This window comes from Eubacterium sp. SB2 (assembly GCF_001244405.1).
Taxonomy (GTDB): domain Bacteria; phylum Bacillota; class Clostridia; order Lachnospirales; family Lachnospiraceae; genus Faecalicatena; species Faecalicatena contortus_B.
Map to the genome: position 1 here is coordinate 149,866 of NZ_LN865149.1, position 23,780 is coordinate 173,645.

Here is a 23,780-nt window from a genome sequence, read left to right on the forward strand (position 1 = left end):
ATCTGAAATGTTACTATTTTTTACATTCTGCCTATTATTTAAAGCCTTCCTGGCCCGCATCTTTTGCAAGCGCTCTTCTGTGTGTGTCAAACTCTTCCAGCACCTGCTCAGGCGTCAGGTTCCCGACAAACATCTCCTGGCAGAGCTCACTGATCTTACTTCCGTCATAGAACAGTACACTCGCCTCTGCTCCCTGTGCTTCTCCGGCCTCAGCAGCCTTTAAGTCTTCAAATGCTTTCGTCGGGCTTGCTTCAATCCCCTGCACGGAAGAAGACACATACTGAATCTTTTCATCATAAAGTTTCTGCAAATTCTCTTCCTCTGCAAGGAAGCTGAAGTATTCTTTTGCTTCTTCCACATGTTTGCTGTTTGCATTGATACATTTGGTGGTTCCGCCTGCCGTCAGGGTTACAAACTGGTTGTCCACCAGCGGGCTCGGGAATGCGCTCCACTCATCCGGCTCAGCGTCATCCAGATTGTTCTTCATTTCATTCGGATAAGCGCCGCTGTTGATAATCATGCCATACTCTTCGTTATTCATTGCCGCATAAGAATTGTCATAAATATTAGACATATGGTTTTCACCGAAATATCCTGCTGCCTCAATTTCCTGGAGCTGTTTCATAGCCTCCTTAAATTCCGGCACGTCTGCAAATCCGATTTCATTCGTGTTAAGCTTCTCATAGAGATCCGGATCGTTTTGAACCGCCAGTGCACTGGCGCCTTCCATCCAGTAGTGTGTATGCCATAAATCCTTAACGAATTCATAGATTGGGGTAATACCGCCTTCCTCAAGCTTCTTGCATGCCTCCTGGAATTCTGCATAATTTGTAGGAACTTTAATGCCCAGTTTTTCAAATACTGCCGGCTTGTAAAGGATTGCATTCGTTGCATCTACGCCGGCTGTGTTCTGCGCGTACAGTTTGCCGTTGATTGAATTTCCGTCGATGGCCCACTGTTCCAGGTTTGCCGCCCACTCCTCTTCGGAGAGGTCAACCATGTTCTTTTCCGGATTATAATCTCTTAACTTAGTACCCGAATAGGACATGAAGATATCGGGGCCTTCACCTGTGTTCAGTTTTGATTTTACAATGGTCTGGTACTGGTCGTCCGGGCTTAGCTGAAAGTCAATCGCGATCCCTGTCTCTTCCTCAAACTTTTCCGCCAGCTCCCTGTCTACGTCTACAATCCAGTTCTGAGATGCCGCCAGTGTCAGGGTTACTTTTTCTTTTTCATCCCCTGAGCCGCCCTCCGCTTCTTTTTCCTTTCCTCCGCAGCCTGCCATAAGCCCGGCCGCCATCGTTGCGCATAACATGCAGGCAATAATTGCCACTCTTCTTTTCTTCATTTCTTCCTCCATTTCTCCTCTGGTTCTCAAACCGTTTTTTGTTTTCTGGGCTCATTATAGCTTTTAATTCATTTTCCAAAAATGCACAATTCTGAACTTCTGTGTGGACATCTGTGAACAGTTTTTATTTTCAATTTTTTACTTTACACTTCTGTTTTTCTGTGATTATATTAGATATACAGGAAGCCGTCGAAACATAAGGAGGACGCCGCATGAAGAAATTACATCAAAACTCACTCATGGGAAAAATCACATTCTCCTATAGTATTGTTTTCTTTTTCCTGATCATTTTACTTTCTATCATCTATTATTTTACGGCCTACCATAACTTCCTACAGAACCACACCAGGATTTCGAGGCAGCTCGCCAAGACCATCTCCAGCCAGATCGATGCTCAGGGCAGCAATTTTAATAATCTGGAGATCCGGATCCTGGAATCCGAAGATATCATGAAATATATATTCGAAGAGGCAAAGCAGCACAATGTTGTCAGTGACTGGGAATTCCGTAAGAACTTATATGCCATCACAGGCTATAATTATGAGTTCTACCAAATGAACATTGTGAACCTGAATGAATCAACGATCCATACTTTCGGCAAGGAATATTACTACAAACCTTATACGATCACCAGGAACGTGCAGGAGAATATTATAGAGCCAACTCTGGAACTGGACGGTGCAAAAATTATCATCCCGCCCAACAAAGGATGCCTGTACGCTCCTGTCAAGGATGTTCCTATCATCAGCGTCTGCCGGGCATTCAGCCGATATCCCTTATCTAAAAAAACGGGGATAATTGAGATCCAGGTAACAGAAGCATCCCTGGAAAAATTGATCAATGACAACCTGTATGCCTTAGAAAACGGCGGTGAGCAGGTCTTAATATTTGACAATAATAATAATCCCATCTATCCCTCCGACATACCGCAGGAGAGACTGGATTATTATACCTCCCTGGATACGGAAAATAAGACCATGTTCCGTTCTTCCTTGTTTTCTGAAACAGAAATCATAACCTCACGTTACTCTTCCGAAACAATGTGTACAGTCATGCTTATTACTCCGGCATCCTATATTCTGCAGAACCGACTGTTTTACCTTAAGATATGCTTCGGATTCTTCCTTTTTACCTTCGTCCTGCTAGTGTTTATTACCAGAAGGCTGGCACTTCGGATCACCGCGCCGATTACGGAACTTAAAAACCGGATCTCCAGCCTGGAACTGGAGCAGATCGCCGAGGAAGACTATGACAATATGTCCGGCGATACCTTTAATGAACTGGAAATACTTAATAAGTCATATTCCCGCATGCAGCGCAGGCTGAAAAGGTCACTGGACGATGTCATCAGCTCCAGAACCCTCACCATCCAGTCTCAGATGCTGGCGCTGCAGGCACAGATGGATTCCCATTTTCTTTATAATACTTTGACCATCATTTCTATTATTGCCGAGGATAACGATGACGAACAGGCGGCAGCCATGTGTATTAAACTAACAAAAATGCTGCGCTACATAACGGAGGATATTTCCCACGGAACCACACTGGCACAGGAGGTTACGCATACACAAAATTATACAGACCTGATCACTACCAGATTCGGAAAGGGAGTTGAATTCGATTATCAGATTGATACCGCACTTGACATGGTGCGGGTACCCCGGCTGATTCTGCAGCCTATTGTAGAAAACTGTGTAAAATATTCCCGCAGCCCGGACCGGGTTCTGAAGATTTCAATACGTATCTGGAGCGAAGATGGCTGCTGGTATGCGAATATCCGGGATAATGGGAATGGATTTTCAGAGGAGGCTCTGAAGATTATCAGGGGCAGAATTGCTGATATGAATCCGGAGCAGCAGCATCCGGCCCTCAGCATCAATGGAATGGGGCTGGTTAACATTTATCTCCGCCTAAAACTTTATTACAGCAGTAAGTTCACCTTTCAGCTGGAAAATAAGATGCCTTCCGATTCCATATACGGAGGCGTATCTATTACCATAGGAGGAATTCTAGATGAAACAAAATAATACATTCTCTGTACTGGTCGCAGAAGATGAGCCAATTATTTTAAATAACATCGCCAAAAAAGTACAGGGCGCCTCCCCAGACATCCGGATTGCAGGAAAGGCGTCCTCCGGAATGGAGGCCCTGGAGATTCTGGGCCATACCCACGTGGATATACTGATAACAGATATCGAAATGCCCGGACTTAGCGGGCTCGAACTAATCCGTCAGGTAAAAGACTCCTTTCCCGGCGTCCATATCATCATCTTAAGCGGCTACAGCAATTTTGAATATGCGCGCACGGCACTTCGCTACGGCGTTGAAGATTACCTTCTGAAGCCGGTAGAGCAGGAGACGCTTTGCAACCTTCTGCGCGGGCTCTGTTCACGGATTGAAGATGAGCGGAAAATGGACGGGCGGGAAATTCTTTCCCTTGCCCTGAACAATTCCATAGATTCCGACATCCCCTATATGTTCAGTGAAGGCGGATTTCTTCTTTTTCACATAACACTGGGAAATCTGCCCCCGTCCATAGACGGAGCACCTATGTTCTGTGCGGAAGATGCAGGTTTACTCTGGCAGGAAACCGATTTTGCCAAGTGTTTTGAGAACTCCAGGGAAATCGAGCATCTCTGGTTAATCGATGAACATCTGCCGATACAGAAATTCCTCATCCTGCATATGGACACAGTCCATTTTTCCGCAGAATACTTTTGTATACTGTTGAAGAAATATCTCACCGCCTGTTTTCATGATTTACCGTTTTTTGTTCTCTCCAGTCCGGATTTGATCCGCTACCAGGATCTCTGGAAAACCTCCCGCCATCTGCGCTCGCTTACCCAGCGGCTGGCACGGCCTTTTGTTCAGCAGGCCACAATAGCGGGCAGTACAGAAGATATGCAAAGCGGGCAGTCCGAAGCCGTTCTAAGGGATATGCAGATATTGTTTACACTCAACAACGAAGCCGCCTTTCTGCAGTGTATCAGCCGTATGCTTCCGGACATCCTACAGTCCCCTTCCGCTGTATTTCATCCAAGTATCCATCTGGTCTATCAGGCAATGCACGATAGTTTTCAAATCAGTACGCAGGAATGTATCATCGCAGAAGCAGAATTTTGCAGCCGAATACCCTCTATGAAGACACCAGAGGAATGTATTTTCAGCCTCACAGAATCTCTCAAATCACTTTGGAAAAATGCCTCCTCTCATTACACTGGAAGTACACTTTGCGCACGGATTGCCGAGTATATGGAAAAGAACTACAACCAGCAGATATCCATGACCGACCTGTCTGGGCGCTTCGGATATACAGCATCCTATATTAACAGGCTTTTTAAAAAGGAGTTTGGGACTTCTCCAATTCAGTATCAGACCGTTTTAAGAATATCCCGCGCAAAAGAAATCCTGCTGAAAAACCCGGATATCAATATCAAATCCGTTGCCCAATCCGTAGGATACGAAGACTCGCGTTATTTCAGCCGGATCTTCAAAAACGAAACAGGAATGACACCTTCCGCATGGCTGGAAAGTCAGGCTGAATAAATGATGAAGGGGGAGTGTAATTCTTTACTTTGAGATGTGCCAGACGCCGAAGTATTGACGCCGGGAGACTCTGGAATTTTTTGGTAATATAGTTTTTAGAATTCTATAATATTTTTTCCACTTCTTTTATAGAATTGACATACTTTATGCACATTTATCTCTTATACTTGTACTTAGATAGTTGATAAACAACTATCTCCCCCCTCATAAAGTATAGACGTCCGGGGAAACCCAAGACGTCACACTTTACTCTCATTCCTTTAGATAACTATAAAAACAACGAAACCCCTGCTGCCGACACTGCAGGGGTTTTCGCTGCTCTAAAACTAAGACATCCCGCTTTGGATCTGAATTTACAGATGATCCAATTTCTTAGATATGATATAATTTATTACAAATGCGGCACCAGCGATACAAAGTCCTGCAATAGTGCACCACCGGCAGACAGTTTGTCTGGAAACATATAGCCTGTCAGCTAATTGTTGCTGGGTAAGATTGTTTTCCTCCCGCAGCTTTCTTATATTATCATTCAATGCCATAGCGTAACCTCCTTTTCTTAACTATAGTACATCACAATCAATGTGAAAAGTAACATTTTGGATTCTCCGTGTTTCCATTCTGGTAACAACAAGGACTCCATCCATTTGTCCTATGCCCTCTTTCTGTAGCATATGAAAGATCAGACCTCTTGTTTTTTATGTAATATAGTTTTTAGAATTCTATAATACTTTTTCCACTTCTTTTATGAAAATGACATACTTTATGCACATTTACCCCTTATACTTGTACTTAGATAGTTGATAAACAACTATCTCCCCCCTCATAAAGTATTGATGTCCGGGGAAACCCAAGACGTCACACTTTACTCTCATTCCTTTAGATAACTATAAAAACAACGAAACCCCTGCAGCCGATACTGCAGGGGTTTTCGCTGTTCTTAATGTACCATTTTGTGTTGTTAGATACTTTTAGAACGAACTTTATTCCAGGCCTGTAATAGACAGTCTATGAATACAGTGACAATCAGGAAACAAAATGCAGAGTACTTTTACTGTAACAGTTCATGCTTGCCTGAACTGTTACAGTTTACTTTTGTAATTGGTTTATATTATCCCAAAATGAAGGCATAGTACTTGAAATTACTATGTAAATATAGTATAGTGAAAATACAAAAGGGAAACCGAAAGCGGCTTACCCCTTTATTATGTGAAGTTACTATTTAAAGCAGCCGTCACTATTGGTAGTAGTGGCGGCTATTTCTTTTTGTCCCTGAATATCTGATAACACAGACCTACAAGGGCAACTATGAGTATACTAAACTGAATCAGATCAGAATATGTAACCACATAGGCACCCTCCTTTCTTTCGTCTGGAAGGAATCATCCCCCCGAAAAGAAGAGCAAGCCGCCTCGCTTTGGTTTCCCACGGATAAATTATATCATGGAAGAACTTACCACTCAATACCATTAAAAACTAAATAAATCCCTTAATTTTACTTAACGATTATTCACTTACCGTAACCGCGTACCTCAGTTTTTCATCTACTTCCCCTAATGTAAAAGGCGTTGTAAACTCCCATTGTTTATCATCAATATCAAGCACTTTCATTTTCACGATATAATCTTTATTATTGTCATCAACCCCAAAAAAATGTCCTCGGTATCCAAAAACATCATAAATAGAGCCATATACTGGTTTGATTATTATAACTTCATTTTCCTTAATAAACTCTTTTTGTTGTTTCCCTGCCCATACATTGTCTCTTGCACCTAATTCAAATACTTCTCCATTTTTTGTATCTTCAACATATAATATAACCTTTTTAATCACTAATGTCTGCTTGCCTGTATTCTGAACAAGTAGAAAAAAGGAACAAATTAAATCGTCCCAAACCATATTCGCCTCAAGACGTTTGATTTTTTGACTCCAAAAGCTATTCCACATGGAAATTATAATTGCAATGCAAGAAAGAATTATCGGTGTAAAGATACCTAAATAATCAATAAATCCTTTCTCTAAACTATTTGCTATTGTTTCTAGTGTTTTTATCATGCTTTACTTATCTCCCCCGTACATTTTCTTTTTTATAAAACAATTAAATCTGTTTCTTCCTTTTTATGTCTTACATTATATCATTCACTTTACTATTAAACAATTTCTCTTCCCTATTAACGATATTGCTATTTTTTATCTGTGGACAGTTTTGCATAACAATTAATAGCACTCTGTAATCTTCACAAATTAAAAGAATCCCGAAAACACGGGCTTTTTAACAAGGTGTGACAACATATAAACTATTCAGACACTACCTCATTCCTTTAGATAACTATACAAACAACGAAATCCCTGCAGCCGATACTGCAGGGGTTTTCGCTGTTCTTAATTTATTAGTTTTATACTCCTATCCCTTTAAGCAAGGTACGCAATGCGCATAGTCAATCCTATCCGCCGCCCCCGTTACGGGCTCCCAACTTAGCAACGAGTTCTTTCCTGCCGATTGGCGTCTTCCCCCCATCCGCACCAAGCCTAAAACTCGTCACTATATCCCGATTCATTTAAGAATTTCATAATATTTTTTCGATTTCTTTAATATTTATAACATACTTTGGACACATTTTTCTTTTATACTAGAGTCAGATAGTTGATAAACAACTATCTCCCCCCTCATAAAGTAAAGACATCTTGGGGCAACCCAGGATGTCGCACTTTACTCTCATTCCTTTAGATAACTATAAAAACAACCAGAGGCCCGGACAGCCGATACTGTCCGGGCCTTCTGCTTTTCCTTTTTCTCCGGCCCTGCCTATACCTGTCTCATCTTCACGTCGAAGGCCTCTTTACGGGCATTGTGATCCTGGTTTTGATTCTCTGGCTTCTTCTTTTCAGTAATGCTGTTAAACTCATTTCTGTTCTTCTGCCCATTGATTTCTTCCTGTTTTTTCTTATCCATATCGTCACCTCACAGTTAGTATGTTCACTAGGCACAGTCGTATACACACTTATTGCATTTGCCGTAAAAGAAAAAAGAGCCGGTAAGATTTCCGACTCTTCTGAAATATACTTTAATTATATTTAAAAATGAAAATTATATTTTACTTTCCAGCCACTCATACAGATCTTCATACACCTGATCCCTGTCAGTCTCATTAAGCAGTTCATGCCTGTCTCCGGCATATAAGCGCAGCGTGACATCTTTTATTCCTGCTGCCTTGTACTTCTCATAAATCTTTCTGACGCCCTTGCCGAAATCTCCGACCGGATCCTCTGATCCTGCGGCTATCATCATAGGAAGCGTCTTAGGAATCATGTAGATGCTCTCTTTCTTCTGCATCTTCAACATACCACAGAACATATGATAATAAGCATTTACGGTAAATACAAAGGAGCAGAGAGGATCCTCCACATATGCATCCGCCATCTTCGTATCGCTTGTTACCCAGTCTGCCCTGGTTCTCGGCGGCTTATAGCCCTTATTGTATCCTCCGATCGCCAGATTGTCAATCAGTTTACTGCGGTAATGCCATCCCTTGAAAGCAGCTATAATACGGCAGAGCCTTTTGGCCGTCTTCAAAGTGACCCGTTTCTTATCCGCGACCACACCAATGATAATCACACCCTTCAGACCGTTGCCATACATCTGAATGTACTGGCGCACAAGGGCTGATCCCATACTGTGCCCCAGCAGGAAATACGGAACCCCGGGGTACTTCGCTGCAGTCTTCTGACGCAGCGTATGCATGTCCCCCAGCACACAAGCATTGCCGTACTTCTCGTTAAAATAGCCATATTCTGTTTTTCCCTGTATGGACTTTCCGTGGCCAAGATGATCATTGCCTACCACGTAATATCCCTTACTGCACAGGAAGTCCGCAAACTCATCATAACGGTTAATATACTCAACCATCCCATGGCTGAGCTGCAGAACTGCTTTTACTTCGCCTTCCGGCTTCCATTCAATTGTATGGATCTCTGTATTACCATCTTTTGATGGGAAGTAAAATTCATCTTTCATCTTATCCTCTACCTGTCCTCTAATTTTATGTAATCACGGTGAGGCGCGAGTGGTTTATACGCCGGTCGGATAATCTTATCCACGTTCTTAAGCTCTTCCAGTCTGTGCGCACTCCAGCCGACGATACGCGCTGCCGCAAAGATCGGAGTATACAGTGCAGCCGGGAGATCCAGCATACTGTAAACAAGTCCGCTGTAAAAGTCAACATTAGCGTTAACGCCCTTATACATCTTACGCTTCTCACTTATAATCTCAGGCGCCATATGTTCTACCTTCTCATAAAGAGCGTACTCTGCATCATAACCCTTTTCAGTAGCCAGCTGCTTAACAAACTTCTTGAAAATATCTGCTCTTGGGTCGGAAACAGAGTAAATCGCATGACCCATCCCATAAATCAGACCCTTTTTATCAAATGCTTTCTTGTCCAGAAGGTCAGTCAGGTACTGGCGGATCTGGTCATCGTCATTCCAGTCTGTCAGATTCTGTTTCATATCATCAAACATCTGCGTAACCTTAACATTCGCACCCCCGTGCTTCGGACCTTTGAGAGAAGCCATCGCCGCAGCAATCGTGGAGTAAGTATCCGTTCCGGAAGATGTAACAACATGTGTTGTAAATGTCGAGTTATTACCACCGCCGTGATCCATATGAAGCACGAGGGCCATATCGAGAATCTTTGCCTCCAGTTCGGTGTACTTTCTGTCCTCACGCAGCATCATCAGAATGTTCTCCGCTGTTGAAAGTTCCGGATACGGTGCATAGATATAAAGGTCTTCGCCTCTTCTGTAATTATATGCATGGTAACCGTAAACCATTAACATCGGGAACTGGCTGATCAGATTCAGGCACTGGCGGAGTACATTCGGTATGGATGTATCATCCGCTTTCTTATCATACGTATACAAATTCAGTATGCACCGGGATATCATGTTCATCATATCCTTGCTCGGCGCCTTCATAATAACGTCCCTTACAAAATTCGGAGGAAGCATTCTTCTCTCTGCGATCATTGCCTGAAAATCATCCAGCTGTGCCTCAGTGGGCAGACTTCCAAATAACAGCAGATAGGCAGTCTCTTCAAATCCAGAATGCTTTGCTTCCAAAAAGCCTCTAACAAGATCTTTGATGTTGTAACCACGGTAATAGAGGTTGCCTGCACAAGGGACTTCCTTTCCGTCCACGATCTTAGTAGCGCAAACATCGGAGATATTCGTTAAGCCTGCCAGTACCCCTTTACCATTTACATCACGGAGGCCTCTTTTCACCTCGTACTGTGTGTAAAGTTCTTTCTCAATTGCATTGTTGTCCTCGCAAATCCGGGCTAACTCTTCAATCTTCGGGGTGTTTTCAAAAAAGATGTTATCAATGTCTTTAGGTATTCTTGCCATAAAACCTCTCCCTTCCTCTTATATATTCACTTGTCTGATCCCTCTATTATACTAAAAAAGTGGGTTTTATACAATGAAATGTCTATTAAATATTTATGAACTGCCTAAAAAGAGTGTCTTTCGTATCAATCAGATAAAACATCCAATGAAAAGGTGAGACCGGCATCAGCAGGCACTTCCCTGCCAGATGCCGGTCTCACCGTCATTTGTATCCCTGTTCCGCAGCATTCAAACCCTTATCAGATAATTCGTAAGCGCCGCGAATTCTTCCAGGCTCAATGCTTCCCCCCGCACTCCGGCTCCTTTGCCGAGGCTTATTATCGCCGCTTCAATCTGTTCCTTTGCATAATCCAGCTCAGGAGAATTTTTCATGCCGTTTGCAAGCGTTTTTCTCCTCTGGTTAAACGATGCACGGATAATCCGAAACATCAGCTTTTCATCATCCACCTGTACCGGCGGCTCCCCGTACCGATCCAGCCGGATCACGGCGGAGCCTACTTTTGGTCTTGGCATAAAACAGTTCGGCGGTACATTTGCCACTATATAAGGCTTTGCATAATACTGCACTGCCAGCGACAGGGCGCCGTAGTCCTTCGTTCCCGGCCCAACCTGCATACGCTCAGCCACTTCCTTCTGCACCATAACTGTAATGCTCTTTACGGGCACATGCTTCTCAAATAACCCCATAATAATTGGTGTTGTAATGTAGTACGGCAGATTTGCAACCACCTTAATCGGGCGTCCCCCGTTCTCACGCTCTGCCAGCTCTGCAATATCCACCTTCAGTATATCCTCATTGAGCACGGTGACATTGTCAAAGCCATCGAGGGTGTCCTCCAGGATAGGGATCAGGGCCCTATCAATCTCCACCGCAGTCACCTTTCCTGCGGCACACGCAAGATACTGCGTCATGGTTCCGATGCCCGGCCCGATCTCCAGCACCATATCCTCCGGCGTGATCTCCGCAGAGCGGATAATCTTATCCAGCACATGAGTATCTATCAAAAAATTCTGTCCGAACTTTTTCTGAAAAGCAAAGTTGTATTTTTGTAAAACAGCAATTGTATTCTGCGGGCTGCCTAGTGTCGGCTCCTTCATAAGCTCCTCCTCGTTCATGTTGTTGAACTTTTCCTCTAAACAGTATAATATACTTTCCCATGCCCGGCAACGATTATCAAAAACTTTCTTTTCCTGCGGGGTAAGCGGCGTAATCGTCCCGGCCTGCCTGAACCGTTACTGTTCATCCTCTCAGCATTCAACTGCATGCAGGAAAATATCATTGAACTTCTCCAGTTCATCGTACATGATACCGTGGCCGCTTTCTTGCAGTGTATACAGTCTGCTGCCGTTGATGCACTCATGCTGAATTTCTGCAAGGTCATTGGACACTACCACATCTTTTTCTCCATGAATGATCACCGTAGGCACATGCACGTAACAGAGATCATCCCTGCCGTCCTCATCCCGCAGAGACAGCGCACATTCAATTGTGCCGATAGCTGAAGCCGACATCGCGATCTGCCGGAACCAGTCGATAATACATGCGCTGTGCGGGCTGGCAAACAACTGTTGGCTGAACTCCTCCGCATACTGTGCCCGGTCCGTCTCGATCTGACAGATAATCTCATCAACCGCTTCTCTTGTCAGCCCATAAGGAAATCCCGGACGCTGTGTCCAACACGGAGCCGCGGCGGCCAGCAGAATCAGCTTCTTTACCCCATATCCGCGGAACAGACGCATGTATCTCAGGCTGATCGCCCCTCCCATGGAAAATCCCACTAAGGTAAATGACCACAGCCGCAGCCTTTTCACTACCTGGTAAATATCTGTTGCCATCTGGTCATAACTATAGCCGCACCCCGGAACATCAGACATCCCAAACCCTCTCAGATCCAAAGCCACAACTCGGTATCCCATGCGGACCAGAATCGGAATCTGATACTCATAAATTTTATGGGACAGAGGCCAGCCATGAATCAAAAGCACAGTCTCTGTCCCACCACAGTTATAGTCATATACCGCGATCTTTACTCCATCCGTAGAATTAACATAAAACATAAAATCACACATCTCCAGTTTATTTCTATACACTATATGCATAAAAACAAAAAACTGCTACCGGCCTCACACCCGATAAAATCTGACGGTTCTAACGGCTGCCAAGCCGGCGGCAAATATAATTCTATGTCTTCTCAGGCATCTTCCGGAGTCCCCTGTATGACCATACCATCTACAGTAAGTTGTAAAGCCTTCTGGCATTTTTTTCTGTCTGTTCTACCACCTCATCATAAGATAACTGCTTCAGTTCTGCGATCTGCTCCGCTACATAGACCAGGTTTAAAGAAGAATTTCGTTTGCCCCTGTTCGGAACCGGCGCAAGATACGGGCAATCCGTCTCAAGCAGCAGGTATTCCAGCGGAGTCTCCTCCACCACTTCCTTTAGTTTTCTGGAATTCTTAAATGTGACAACGCCCCCCACGCCAATGAAGAACCCCATCTTTACGTATTCCCTTGCCATCTCAGCCGAATAAGAAAAACAGTGGATCACACCCTTAAGTCCCCTAGCATGTTCCTTCATAATCTGAAGCGTATCCGCAGCCGCTTCCCGGCTATGGATAATAACCGGCATTTCCAGCTCCCGGGCCAGCTCCAGCTGGCGGATGAACCATGTCTTCTGAACCTCATGGCTCTCATTATCCCAGTAATAGTCCAGCCCGATCTCTCCTACCGCAACCATCTTTTCTTCCCGTAGAATCGCCCGGAGCCGCATAAAATTTTCTTCATTCAGTTCCCCCACATCATCGGGGTGCACTCCTGCCGCCCCGTATATGAAAGGATATCTTGCAGTCAGTGCCCTGATCTCCTCCCAGGACGCCACATCGGAACCTGCATTAACAATCGTCCCAACGCCGCCCTCCCGCATGGAGCATAAAAGCGCATCCCTGTCCTCATCAAACTGTTCATCATCATAATGTGCATGTGTATCAAAAATCATAAGTGACCTCCCTGGTACATTGTAGCATATAAAAACCGGACCCTGCATAAGAGGGTCCGGCCCCAATCGCTTCCACGATTATAGCACAATATCATCCACCTTTTCAAATGTATCCATCCGGAAAGATTCTACTGTATTGCCAGCCACAAGATAGAAAGTATCTTCGCTGAACAATCCCCGTCCTTCCGAATATCCACTCAGTTCCCGTTCAAAAATACACTGGAACCCTTTTTCCTTGTCGTAGGAGAACAAGTAATACTTCTGACTCTGTCCGTATGCAGCAAATCCGATCAGATTCCTGTCCGTATTGATCAGAGCCGCTTTGTAGTTGTAAGAAACGTTTGTTGAGTAACAATCCTCCATCACATACTTCTCGATCTCCTTCACATCAGAGGGATCTGAGATATCAAACATGGACAGCTTCACGCCCTCCGTAGTGGTTCCTGTCTCATCCACATCCATCCCGATCCCAAGCAGCAGGCCGTCACCATATGGATGGAGATAATCCGAGAATCCCGGTATCTTAAGGGCCCCGATCACCTCCGGCTTCTCCGGATTGGACAAATCTACAGAAAACAGCGGATCAACCTGCTTAAATGTCACAAAGTATCCCGTGCTGCCCATAAACCTTGCCGAATATACCTGCTCATCTTCTGCGAGCCCTTCAATTTTTCCCAGTTCATTCAATTTTTCATCCAGGACATAGAGTGAATTGCTGTCCTTCTTTGTGGATTTGGAAGAAAACGGGGACTCTCCAAACGTTACGATCGGAAACGGACTTGCACCGCCTGTAGGGCTGACCGTAGTTACCAGCCGCAGATTTCCCTCATACTCATCAATACTGAACGAATCGTTTAATGTACCGTCGATCCGCGTCTGTCCCACTGCCTCCAGAGTACCGTCCTTATAAGCCACCTTACGGATACAGGTTTGTGTTACATCGGACTCCTCGGAATTGTAATAGGACTCACAAACATAGATGCTGCTTCCGCTAACATACACAAGCCCGGAACTTCCGAATACTGCTTTGCTGTCCAGCTTCCTGCCGGGATCTTTCAGAGAGAAAGCAGAGATCACGGTATACTGGTTTCCCCGCACATACTGTGGCAGCAGAATGCTTCCGCTGTCAATGGCCTTTCCCTGCACCTGGGGAATGTATAAATCAATATCATTCCTTGCAGCCGACAACTCGGCGTTAAAATTGCTGAACAGGTATACATAGTCTCCCGTCACACGTACCGTATAAAAGCTGCCGCTCTGTGTAATCTTTCCCACAGATTTGGGCTTCTCCGGGTTGCTCACATCATAAGTCTCCGCTACAGTGTACTGCTTGTAAGTACCGTCATATCCCTCGTTGCCGTCATTGTACTCGGTCTTCGTGTACACAATAAGCAGGTTATCGCCTTTTATATAGATCTCAGAGATGTACTGGTCGTCCTCCAGCCTGATGGAAGCCATCTCCTTCATCTCTTTATTCTCAATATTGACAATCTGTACCTTCTGCCCATTCAGAATATAAAGGTTCTTACCGTCCGTCTTAACGATATCCCCTTCCTCAACGCCCTCTTCCCTGATATTTGTATCCGAATAGGACGCACCACTGTCGGCAGCCCCCGCCGCAGATGTATCGGCTTTGCTCTCGGCAGATTCCGTGCGTGCGAAATTCGATGCACTGCCGTCGGCGGCACTGTCCACGCTATACTGCTTCTGGAGCTCCTCTTGACTCTTCTTCTCCGCCTCAATATATTTATAAATTTCATCATAGTCCCCGGCGGAAGCTATAACCGTATCGGATGTGCCCGAGGACTCCGCATCCGCCTTCGCTTCATTCGTTCCTCCCGCATCAGCGGCAGAAGTACTCTCGGTGTTAGACATATCTTTATGTCCCCCAAGGCCGCCGCCGAAAGCGGCAATCCCCACTACAATCACACAACAGGCAGCTGCAGCCACCGCACTATACGCTGCTTTCCACCGGAAAGGTTTCTTCCCGCCTTTTTCAGTCAGCATTTTTTCTATATTCTCCGGTTTCAGAGATTCGGGGATCTCCACATCATCTGCCATCTCCCGGATCTGCTCCTCCACAGCCTGTTTTTCCACCTGTTCTTCTATTTTGTGCTCATCGGTCTTTTGTTCTTCTGTTTTGTTTCCCTCCGGATTCTCTCTCCCATTCTTCCCGTTTAAATCTTTCCCATCCAAACTCATATCTACACCCCTTTCTACTGCAGCACACGGCGCATCTTATCCAGCGCCCGCGTCTTCTTCGAGCGGACTGTGGCCGGGTTCATCTCCATCATGCCGCCGATCTCGTCGCTCTGATACCCGCCAAACACGGAAAATGCCACAATCATCCTCTCATCTTCATTCAAGATCCGGAATGCTTCACGCACATCATGAGCGCCTGCATAATCCCTCTCTGCCGCCGGCAACTCTGCCTCCAGCTCTTCTGTGCGCCCCGTATCCCTTAACTTTTTCCTGCACCGGTTACTCAAAATCTTAAAAATCCAGCTCCGGAAAGACTCCTCTTTCCTCAGGCTCCCAATATTCTCATAGGCAGATATCACAGCCTCGCTGACCGCATCCTCCGCATCCTGCGGATGTTTCAGCATATAAAGTGAAAATTTATACAGATCCACATAAATTCTCGCGTACAGTTCAGAGAAAGCTTTCACATCACCTCTGCGGGCCTTCCTGATCAAGATCAGTTCCGAACAGCTCTCATAATCATACATCTGCACCCCTCCTCTCCTGCTCCGCATCGCAGGAGCAGTTATATACATTCATGAATGAGAACGAAATGATATTATATTTCGTTCATACATATAAGAGTATCATAAACCATGGTTTGTTGCATTGGAAATGTTTTTTTTTGCTGCGGGCGGGGATGAACTAGGGGGACGCCTGTGGAGAGCGGGAGTTCCGGGGGCGTGGGGGAAACTGCTGTGCACTTTTTCAAAGCGGTCCGCTTGCCACAGGCTGGGTTCATCCGGACGGCAGGGATTGTATTTCCATTGAGGGGGTTATAACGGTGGCGGCGGATTGAGTTGACTATGCGTAATAGCCTGGAAGAAGCAAGTATTTAAGCCATCAACAGACAGGATTTTTACGTGCCGCCGTTACAAATCCGCAGCTCCCGTTTAAGGACCGCCTCCAGGAGGAGCGGAGTTTTTACAGCCGGCCGGATGCAACAGCTGTCTGGAATCGTGGCAGGGGTCTTTTGGATGCGTCTTTCGGGGATTACTGCCGCTTCATCAAAATGGAAGCCAACATATGAACTTCCAACAGGACTTCCAGTCCTGTTGGAAAGACGACTCAGCGAGAATGCATCCTGCATTCTCGTGTTTGTCGTCGGTGTTCATCATGTTGGCTTCCATTTTGATTAGCGGCAGTTATCCTCGAAACCCGTATCCAAAAGACCCCTGCCACGATTCCAGACAGCGTCCCCCTTCCGCCAGCAGCACCTCTCTTTATCCTTTATAGTAGTTGATGAGGCAGCCTTTTAGGATGATTTCGCGTTCTGCGTCTGTGAGTTCTCCCAGGCGGAATTCTGTTTCTTTGAGGCTGTCGCCTACTACGTATGCTTTTATGGTGTCTTGTTTTTCTTCTACGGCTTTTCTGACATCAGGGATGAAGATGTAATCTCCGTTCCCAAATGGCAGGGACTCGTGATTTTCTTTGGTCAGAAGCGGGAGCATTCCCCAGTTGATCAGGTTGGAACGGTAACGCTTTGTGGCATATTCATTCGCAATATTAGCCCAGCCTCCCAATACTTTCTGGCAGGATGCTGCCTGCTCGCGGGCAGAGCCGTCTCCTGGTTTTACTGCAAATATGGCGCTTCCTACACCCAGGTTTCCTTCGCCTGCTGAGGGGTAGGATTCCTGGATCTTTGCCATCACCGGTTTCAGCTCCTCGAGAACGTCCAGCGGGCATGTGCCTGCCTCGATTGCCTTCTGGGCTGCCTGTACTTCTTTGGCGCGGGCTACGTATGCAGGGTCTTTTCTGGACAGTGTAAACTCAGCAAGGCCCAGCGGATTGGAGCGGTAGGAAGATGTCTCGCCCGATGGGATCAGCTCGTCTGTCGTGGTTACCGGGTCATGGATCTCGGAAACGATCTTTACGACCAGGTTCTGCGGTAAGGCTGACATGGCCGGCCAGTCTTTGATGTTCGGGCCGAACTTGATCTCCACATCCGGGTCTGCCTCACCTTTGCTGTCAAATACCCGGTTCTCATATATGCTCTTGTCAAAATGATATTTCTGTCCTGTATATTCTACATCCAGCGCTGTGGCCGGCGTCAGGAATCCCTTATTGGCGGCTGTTGCAGCTATGGAACGCGCGTCCATAAGCGCCACGGAGGCAATCTGACCGCTCTGGAGCTTGGAGCCCTCCCGGTTCGGGAAGTTTCTGGTAGAGTGGCGGATGGAGAATGCATTATTGGCCGGCGTATCTCCCGCCCCGAAGCATGGGCCGCAGAAGGCTGTCTTTACAATGGTTCCTGCTGCCATTAAGTCTGCAACCGCCCCGTTTTTAACAAGTTCCATGTAGATCGGAGTGCTTGCGGGATAGACGCTGAATGTAAATTCATCATGTCCGATATTTCTGCCTTTGATAATGTCTGCAGCCGCACAGATATTTTCGAAGCCGCCGCCCGCACATCCTGCGATAATTCCCTGCTCTACATATAATTTGCCGTCAACCACCTTATCCTGAAGCGTATAGTCTACTGCACCGTCCAGACTAACAAGCGCCTTCTGCTCAACATCGTGCAGAATATCCTTCAGGTTAGCGTTCAGTTCATCAATTGTGTACACATTGCTTGGATGGAACGGCATGGCGATCATCGGCTTGATCTCGCTCAGGTTCACGTAAACCATGCCGTCATAATATGCCGCTGCGCCAGGGTTCAGCTCTTTGTAATCCCCGGCTCTGCCGTGGATCTCATAGAATTCACGGATCTTATCGTCTGTTTTCCAGATGGAGGACAGACAGGTTGTCTCCGTTGTCATAACGTCAATACCGATTCTGAAGTCTGCGCTCAGCTTGCTGACTCCCGGTCCGACGAATTCCATCACTTTATTGTTAACATAGCCATTTCCAAATGTTGCGCCTATAATTGCCAGAGCCACATCCTGAGGGCCAACACCCTTCATCGGCTCACCATCCAGGTAAATCGCAATGACTCCCGGCATCTTTATATCATAGGTCTTGTTCAGAAGCTGTTTTACAAGCTCCGGACCGCCCTCTCCCATAGCCATCGTTCCCAGGGCGCCGTAGCGGGTATGGCTGTCTGATCCAAGGATCATCTTTCCGCCGCCGGCCAGCATCTCCCGTGCATACTGATGAATGACTGCCTGATGAGGCGGTACATAGACTCCGCCGTATTTCTTTGCACAGGTCAGTCCAAACATGTGGTCATCCTCGTTGATCGTTCCGCCAACAGCACACAGGCTGTTGTGGCAGTTTGTCAGCACGTAAGGGATCGGGAACTTCTCAAGTCCTGAAGCCCTCGCAGTCTGGATAATACCCACAAATGTGATATCATGGGAAGTCAGTTTATCAAACTTAATCTGAAGATGTTCCATGTCAGAAGATGTGTTATGCTCTTTCAAAATGCCGTAAGCCATCGTATTCTGAGCTGCTTCGTCTTTTGAAACCGGGACAGAAACACTGCCTGTATCTTCAACTATTTCAGTGCCGTCCATCAGATAGACACCATTATCGTATAGCTTTATCATGTTCGCTCCTCCTAAACATACTTGATTTTAATCGTTACTGTTAATCATTTTAGCATGTTAAAGAATGGATGTAAATAACGGAAGCGGCAAAATACGGCAAGAACAGCCTCCCCGGGGAGGCTGCTGTACTCGCTGTGTGAAACAGATTTATCGGATCTGCAGGATCCTCCTGCTTCCCACATAGGTCGTAATAAAATAGACTGCATATACGAGAAGAACCAACAGGATTCCTGAACCAATGACCGGCAGCATGTCAGTATAATCCAGCCCTTCAAAATAACGGAATACAGATATAATTACGGCAGCAGCATTCATAAGGGCCGCCAGCATCGGAATTCCAAAACAAACTCTAAGCTGCTTCATGAGGGAACTTCTAATGTCTCTTTCCGAGGCCCCCAGTTTCCTTAAAAGCTTATAGCGTTTGGCATGATCCGTAGAATGTGACAGCTGCTGGATAGCCAGCACCGCGCCGGCTGTAATCAGGAATGTAATCCCAAGGTAAAGCCCCAGATATGTCATTGTCAGATTGTCTGCTGTAACCGAGAGCAGTGCATCCTGTTTTGCCCACATCTGAAATCCTGTATTGTCTGCCATATACCAGTTCTCATAAAGTGCCTTATTCATATCTTCCGGGCCTTTCCGGAAGTTAAAATTCACATACCATGTATTAGGTTTCAGCGACTCTGCCAGGTGCTGCGGAATAACCACGGTTCCTGACTCAATTAAGGCGTTTTGGTTCTTCCATGCATTACGGCGGATTCCCTGATCTGTCAGGGAGAGTTCCTCATCCCCGATCTTAAGCGTACCCGGGTTTTGCGCAAATGCTTTTAATGTCTTTTCCATGGCAGGAAATGCATAGGTTACCGCATACTCGCCCCCGCTCAGCACAATAGGCTGCCCGCCCTGGAGTTCCAGAAGACGGTTATAATCTTCGATTCCAATGATATTTACAAGTCCACCGCTGCTTTTCGTATTTCCTTCCATCTCTGGAGCTGACTCCTCCTCCTGGCTCTCCTTAAAAAACGCGGTTGTAACAGAAGGTGATTCATACACCCGGAACGCTGCATAAGCATCGGAGAAATTACTGATATGAAAGCCGCCATTTTCCAACGCTTCCAAGGGGTCATTCACTGTATCGGCACCAGACAAGCCATAATATATCGTACAGTCATAAGGAGTCGCATATTCCACGCCGTTAATGACATTTTTACCAATTCCCGGTCCCAGTATGGTCAGCGACAGTGATAAAAACAGCAGGATTGAAATCATTGCAAGCGAAAGCCCCTCTGATCTTATTCTGGATGAAAACTGGCTTACCGTATACATATTCAGTCTTTTAAAATAAAACCGCTTATTCTTTTTCATCGCAAATGCGGCAATCCGCAGTACTGCCATAAAGAAAAATAACGTTCCCGCAATCAACATCATACCGCCAATTGCCAGCGCCTTGAATACCCCTCCGTTTACAGTCAGTGCAAGCACCGCGTATCCTCCCAGAATGAGTACTGCTGAAAGGATGGCCAGCAGCCATGTCAGGCCCTTTTTGTCTTCTGAAACAGTTTCATTTTTTCTGTCAGAATAAAGCATCTCCAGGAGACTCATTTTTTTCAGCTCTCTGATATTAAACAGGTGCGTGAAGAAAAATAAAATCCCAAAAAACAGAACTGTCAGTACAATCGCTTTGAAAGAAACCATAAAGTGATACGACGCTGCACTGAGCCCTGCCAGCTTCGCCGTAAGCAGTGACAGGATCTGCGCGGCAAACAGCCCCAGGATAATTCCAGCAATCAAGGAAAAGAATCCTATTCTGATCGTCTCCTTCATCAGAAGCCGGTTCAGATCCCTGCGGTCCATTCCCAGAGTCGCATAAATACCCATCTCCACCTTTCTTCTTCGCAGTAAAAACCGGTTCGCATAGACTACCAGCATCCCCATAATAAGGCAGACAAGCACTGAAAATGCGTTCAGCACAGCGGAAGAAAACGCCAGATAGTTCAAGGTGTCCTCCAGTCCCAGGGAGGCAAACTGCGTGCTGACAGAATTGAAGCTGTAAAACAGACAGACAGATAACATCAGTGTAAAGAAATAAATAAAATAGTCTTTTGCGCTCTTCTTCACATTTTTCTTCGCCAGTTCGTTGAAGAGGCTAGCCGAAACCGCGCTTTTTCTATTTTTAAAAAGCATGGCTCTTGTCACCTCCCAGGAACGATACTACCTGCATGATTTCATCAAAAAACGCCTTACGGCTCTTTGTCCCCCGCATCAACTCATTAAAAATACGGCCGTCTTTGATAAATAGAATCCGCTTGCAGTGGCTTGCGGTAAATGCGTCATGGGTCACCATCAGAATCGTTGCCGCTTTCTTTTCGTTCATGATATTCAGGCTCTCCAGAAGCATGCCCGCTGACTTGGAGTCCAGGGCCCCGGTGGGTTCATCCGCGAGAATAAGAGATGGTTCCGTAACAATCGCCCTTGCACACGCAATACGCTGCTGCTGGCCGCCTGACATTTCATAAGGGTACTTGTCAAGTATCGCTCCAATATCCAGATCCGCAGCCACCTGTTCTGTAATACGTGGAATCCTGGAAGGTTTCACACCGTTAATTGCCAGCGCCAGCGCAATATTGTCCCTCCCGCTCAAGGTATCCAGAAGGTTAAAATTTTGAAATATAAACCCCAGCGCTTCTCTCCTGAAGCGTGCAAGCTGCGCTTCTTTTAAGCCGGTTATATTTTTATTGTTTATATAGATCTTTCCCGCAGTGGGATGGTCAATCGTAGAAATACAGTTCAGCAGCGTAGTCTTACCGCTTCCGGAAGCCCCCATTATTCCGATATATTCACCACGTTCTACCTCAAAGCTTATATGATCTACCGCTTTGGTAACAGAGCCTTTTGTTTTATAAAATTTTTGCAGATTTTCCACTTTTAAAACCGGATTCATTCCTTTATTCCTCCTTCATATGATGGACTCAGTATATCATGCGGAAAAAACTGCTGCTATGTCATTAGCTAACAGTAAAATTACAGTTCTGTAATATTCGGCTCCTTCACTTTTTCTGCCGCTGCCAGGCGCAGAGTGACTTTCGTGCCTTCCCCCTGCTTCGATGTCAGGGAGATCTCCGTTCCCAGCTTTCGGCACAAAGTATCGCACAGATAAAGTCCCATACCGGTAGACCTTGCAAACTTTCTGCCGTTGCTGCCCGTAAATCCTTTCCGAAAAACTTTTACCACATCTTCCGCAGGCATACCGATCCCATTATCCGAAACAGACAGCAGAATAAAGCTTCCCTCCCGGACGGCAGTAAATCTCAATTCAGGCTTCTGCCCTTTAGAATGATATTTTACCCCGTTTGTTATAATTTGACCCAGAATAAATCCCATCCATTTGGGGTCTGTCAATACCATATGATCCAGGTTCTCAAAGCCTGGCGTCACCTTCGCCGTAATCATTGCTTTTGAATGCGCTTTGACGGCGGACATCACCATCTCCTTCAGCGAAACTTCCCGTATTATATAATCTTCCTGCAGGCTGCTGCTCTTACTGTAATAAAGCATCTGATCAATATATCCCTCTACCTTGTCCATCTCCTGTGACAGGCTTCTGGTTACATCGCTCCGGTTATTTTCCATAATCATTCTGGAAACCGCGACCGGTGTCTTAATCTCATGCACCCAGGTTTCCACATAAGCCTTATACTCCTGCAGCTCCTGCTGCTGGCCGGCAATCCTGTCGTTCATATACTTTTCATCACGCCGGAGGATTTCATACAATATCCGCCCTTCCTGAAAATATGGCTCTGTCAGAAATTCCGAAAGGTAACAAATCTCTTCCAGATTCTCTGCCCCCTCCATCACCTGCTCATAAAATCCTTTTCTTGCCAGAAAATCCTGCAGCAATATTAAAAAAAAGCCGGCCGTATAGGCCCCCTCCACAACACAGGCTGCAGCCAACGGCGTGCCTATAAGCAAAAGAAGCCCGAAACCGGCGGCAAACACCACTGCAAATATGAAGAAGGATATCCATTTGTCTTTACAGTAGCCCAAAAATTTCATATCATATACCCCTGTCCCCTTTTTGTCATCAGATACTCAGAAACCCCTATATCCGAAAGCTTTTTCCTAAGACGATTAATGTTTACATTCAGTGTACTGTCCTCCACAAATTCTTCCATCTCCCACAATTCCCGGATCAGCTCTTCCCTTGATACAATTGTGCCTTTATGTTCCATCAGAGTTTTCAAAATTCCAAGCTCATTCTTTGTAAGTTCAACATCCCTTCCCTGAAAAGATGCCCTGCTTTTCCCAATATCCAGCGCCAGCCCCTTGTGGCTCAGCGTCAGACTGCCCCTGCGTCCATTGGTCCGGACGAGCACTGCGGAAATATGTGCCAGAAGAATATGGATGTTATATGGCTTTGTTATAAAGTCATCCGCCCCCAGATTCAGGCTCATCAACTCGTCCATATCACTGTCAGAGCTGGTCACAATGATGATGGGGACATCCGAAACCGCCCTGAGACTCCTGCAGATGTAAAATCCGTCATGGACCGGCAGACTTAAATCCAGCAGCACAAGATCCGGCGCCATCTTCAGAATGTTCTCCGTCACATGTTCAAAATCCTCATCTGTAATACATTCGTATCCGTTTCTTTCCAATACTCCGCATAGCTCCTTCCGCAGACGCGGTTCGTCTTCAACTATATAAATTCTTTCCATATTAGCACCCTCCGGCTGTTTAGCAAATATCATATGATCTACGT

Annotated in this window: 19 protein-coding genes; 2 read left to right on the plus strand and 17 right to left on the minus strand. The window is 45.8% G+C overall.

Annotated elements, in window-relative coordinates; translation table 11 throughout:
- Positions 1-34 precede the first annotated feature (34 nt).
- On the minus strand, positions 35-1,348 hold the full coding sequence (locus tag BN1938_RS02520) for an ABC transporter substrate-binding protein (RefSeq protein WP_187376281.1): 1,314 nt from the start codon (positions 1,346-1,348) through the stop codon (positions 35-37).
- A 212-nt stretch (positions 1,349-1,560) separates the two neighbouring features.
- Here BN1938_RS02520 and BN1938_RS02525 point away from each other — a divergent pair, with 212 nt between their 5' ends.
- Both BN1938_RS02525 and BN1938_RS02530 read left to right on the plus strand, forming a co-directional pair.
- Positions 1,561-3,375: a sensor histidine kinase gene (locus tag BN1938_RS02525; protein WP_050639093.1), complete on the plus strand. Its 1,815-nt coding sequence runs from the start codon at positions 1,561-1,563 to the stop codon at positions 3,373-3,375.
- Positions 3,362-4,894, plus strand: coding sequence for a response regulator (locus BN1938_RS02530; protein ID WP_050639094.1), 1,533 nt, complete (start codon positions 3,362-3,364; stop codon positions 4,892-4,894). Before BN1938_RS02525 ends, BN1938_RS02530 begins: the two co-directional genes overlap by 14 nt.
- A gap of 353 nt (positions 4,895-5,247) precedes the next feature.
- Here the strand turns inward: BN1938_RS02530 and BN1938_RS23820 are convergent, their stop codons facing one another.
- The 16 genes from BN1938_RS23820 to BN1938_RS02605 form a co-directional block, all read right to left on the minus strand.
- The gene (locus BN1938_RS23820; protein WP_050639095.1) at positions 5,248-5,433 is read right to left on the minus strand and encodes a helix-turn-helix transcriptional regulator; all 186 of its coding nucleotides are present in this window, start codon (positions 5,431-5,433) and stop codon (positions 5,248-5,250) included.
- Between the two features lie 714 nt (positions 5,434-6,147).
- Entirely contained in the window at positions 6,148-6,240 is a 93-nt protein-coding gene (locus BN1938_RS23825; RefSeq protein WP_242843790.1) for a putative holin-like toxin, read from the minus strand.
- A 157-nt stretch (positions 6,241-6,397) separates the two neighbouring features.
- Positions 6,398-6,946, minus strand: a complete 549-nt coding sequence (locus tag BN1938_RS02540) for a hypothetical protein (protein ID WP_050639096.1) — start codon at positions 6,944-6,946, stop codon at positions 6,398-6,400.
- Positions 6,947-7,697: 751 nt separating this feature from the next.
- On the minus strand, positions 7,698-7,844 hold the full coding sequence (locus BN1938_RS23610) for a hypothetical protein (protein WP_187376282.1): 147 nt from the start codon (positions 7,842-7,844) through the stop codon (positions 7,698-7,700).
- A gap of 135 nt (positions 7,845-7,979) precedes the next feature.
- On the minus strand, positions 7,980-8,906 hold the full coding sequence (locus tag BN1938_RS02545; RefSeq protein WP_050639097.1) for an alpha/beta fold hydrolase: 927 nt from the start codon (positions 8,904-8,906) through the stop codon (positions 7,980-7,982).
- Positions 8,907-8,914: 8 nt separating this feature from the next.
- On the minus strand, positions 8,915-10,294 hold the full coding sequence (locus tag BN1938_RS02550) for a citrate/2-methylcitrate synthase (protein WP_330581533.1): 1,380 nt from the start codon (positions 10,292-10,294) through the stop codon (positions 8,915-8,917).
- 228 nt (positions 10,295-10,522) lie between these two features.
- Positions 10,523-11,392 carry a 16S rRNA (adenine(1518)-N(6)/adenine(1519)-N(6))-dimethyltransferase RsmA gene (rsmA, locus tag BN1938_RS02555; RefSeq protein WP_050639098.1) on the minus strand — a complete coding sequence of 290 codons (870 nt, stop codon included), beginning with the start codon at positions 11,390-11,392 and terminating at the stop codon, positions 10,523-10,525.
- 150 nt (positions 11,393-11,542) lie between these two features.
- Entirely contained in the window at positions 11,543-12,352 is an 810-nt protein-coding gene (locus tag BN1938_RS02560) for an alpha/beta fold hydrolase (RefSeq protein WP_050639099.1), read from the minus strand.
- A gap of 172 nt (positions 12,353-12,524) precedes the next feature.
- A complete protein-coding gene (locus BN1938_RS02565; protein ID WP_050639100.1) occupies positions 12,525-13,289 on the minus strand; it encodes a TatD family hydrolase in 765 nt (254 codons plus the stop codon).
- A 78-nt stretch (positions 13,290-13,367) separates the two neighbouring features.
- Positions 13,368-15,491 (minus strand): beta-propeller domain-containing protein, encoded by a 2,124-nt coding sequence (locus tag BN1938_RS02570; RefSeq protein WP_082202715.1) that lies wholly within the window; start codon positions 15,489-15,491, stop codon positions 13,368-13,370.
- Positions 15,492-15,505: 14 nt separating this feature from the next.
- Complete coding sequence (locus BN1938_RS02575) at positions 15,506-16,018, minus strand: RNA polymerase sigma factor (protein WP_050639101.1); 513 nt, start codon at positions 16,016-16,018, stop codon at positions 15,506-15,508.
- A gap of 735 nt (positions 16,019-16,753) precedes the next feature.
- On the minus strand, positions 16,754-19,021 hold the full coding sequence (locus BN1938_RS02585; RefSeq protein ID WP_050639103.1) for a hydratase: 2,268 nt from the start codon (positions 19,019-19,021) through the stop codon (positions 16,754-16,756).
- 147 nt (positions 19,022-19,168) lie between these two features.
- The gene (locus BN1938_RS02590; protein WP_050639104.1) at positions 19,169-21,205 is read right to left on the minus strand and encodes an ABC transporter permease; all 2,037 of its coding nucleotides are present in this window, start codon (positions 21,203-21,205) and stop codon (positions 19,169-19,171) included.
- Entirely contained in the window at positions 21,195-21,962 is a 768-nt protein-coding gene (locus BN1938_RS02595) for an ABC transporter ATP-binding protein (RefSeq protein ID WP_050639105.1), read from the minus strand. Before BN1938_RS02595 ends, BN1938_RS02590 begins: the two co-directional genes overlap by 11 nt.
- Before the next feature lie 80 nt (positions 21,963-22,042).
- Entirely contained in the window at positions 22,043-23,074 is a 1,032-nt protein-coding gene (locus BN1938_RS02600; protein WP_050639106.1) for a sensor histidine kinase, read from the minus strand.
- Positions 23,071-23,736: a response regulator transcription factor gene (locus BN1938_RS02605; RefSeq protein WP_050639107.1), complete on the minus strand. Its 666-nt coding sequence runs from the start codon at positions 23,734-23,736 to the stop codon at positions 23,071-23,073. The genes BN1938_RS02600 and BN1938_RS02605 overlap by 4 nt, the downstream gene beginning before the upstream one ends.
- Positions 23,737-23,780 lie beyond the last annotated feature (44 nt).

Coding starts and splice junctions, on each gene's coding strand:
- BN1938_RS02540 (WP_050639096.1), bottom strand. CDS start 6,946: ATGATAAAAACACTAGAAACAATAGCAAATAGTTTAGAGAAAGGATTT.
- BN1938_RS02550 (WP_330581533.1), bottom strand. CDS start 10,294: ATGGCAAGAATACCTAAAGACATTGATAACATCTTTTTTGAAAACACC.
- BN1938_RS02600 (WP_050639106.1), bottom strand. CDS start 23,074: ATGAAATTTTTGGGCTACTGTAAAGACAAATGGATATCCTTCTTCATA.
- BN1938_RS02575 (WP_050639101.1), bottom strand. CDS start 16,018: ATGTATGATTATGAGAGCTGTTCGGAACTGATCTTGATCAGGAAGGCC.
- BN1938_RS02595 (WP_050639105.1), bottom strand. CDS start 21,962: ATGAATCCGGTTTTAAAAGTGGAAAATCTGCAAAAATTTTATAAAACA.
- BN1938_RS23820 (WP_050639095.1), bottom strand. CDS start 5,433: ATGGCATTGAATGATAATATAAGAAAGCTGCGGGAGGAAAACAATCTT.
- BN1938_RS02530 (WP_050639094.1), top strand. CDS start 3,362: ATGAAACAAAATAATACATTCTCTGTACTGGTCGCAGAAGATGAGCCA.
- BN1938_RS02565 (WP_050639100.1), bottom strand. CDS start 13,289: ATGATTTTTGATACACATGCACATTATGATGATGAACAGTTTGATGAG.
- BN1938_RS02590 (WP_050639104.1), bottom strand. CDS start 21,205: ATGCTTTTTAAAAATAGAAAAAGCGCGGTTTCGGCTAGCCTCTTCAAC.
- BN1938_RS02605 (WP_050639107.1), bottom strand. CDS start 23,736: ATGGAAAGAATTTATATAGTTGAAGACGAACCGCGTCTGCGGAAGGAG.
- rsmA (WP_050639098.1), bottom strand. CDS start 11,392: ATGAAGGAGCCGACACTAGGCAGCCCGCAGAATACAATTGCTGTTTTA.
- BN1938_RS02545 (WP_050639097.1), bottom strand. CDS start 8,906: ATGAAAGATGAATTTTACTTCCCATCAAAAGATGGTAATACAGAGATC.
- BN1938_RS02520 (WP_187376281.1), bottom strand. CDS start 1,348: ATGAAGAAAAGAAGAGTGGCAATTATTGCCTGCATGTTATGCGCAACG.
- BN1938_RS02525 (WP_050639093.1), top strand. CDS start 1,561: ATGAAGAAATTACATCAAAACTCACTCATGGGAAAAATCACATTCTCC.
- BN1938_RS02585 (WP_050639103.1), bottom strand. CDS start 19,021: ATGATAAAGCTATACGATAATGGTGTCTATCTGATGGACGGCACTGAA.
- BN1938_RS23610 (WP_187376282.1), bottom strand. CDS start 7,844: ATGGATAAGAAAAAACAGGAAGAAATCAATGGGCAGAAGAACAGAAAT.
- BN1938_RS02570 (WP_082202715.1), bottom strand. CDS start 15,491: ATGAGTTTGGATGGGAAAGATTTAAACGGGAAGAATGGGAGAGAGAAT.
- BN1938_RS02560 (WP_050639099.1), bottom strand. CDS start 12,352: ATGTTTTATGTTAATTCTACGGATGGAGTAAAGATCGCGGTATATGAC.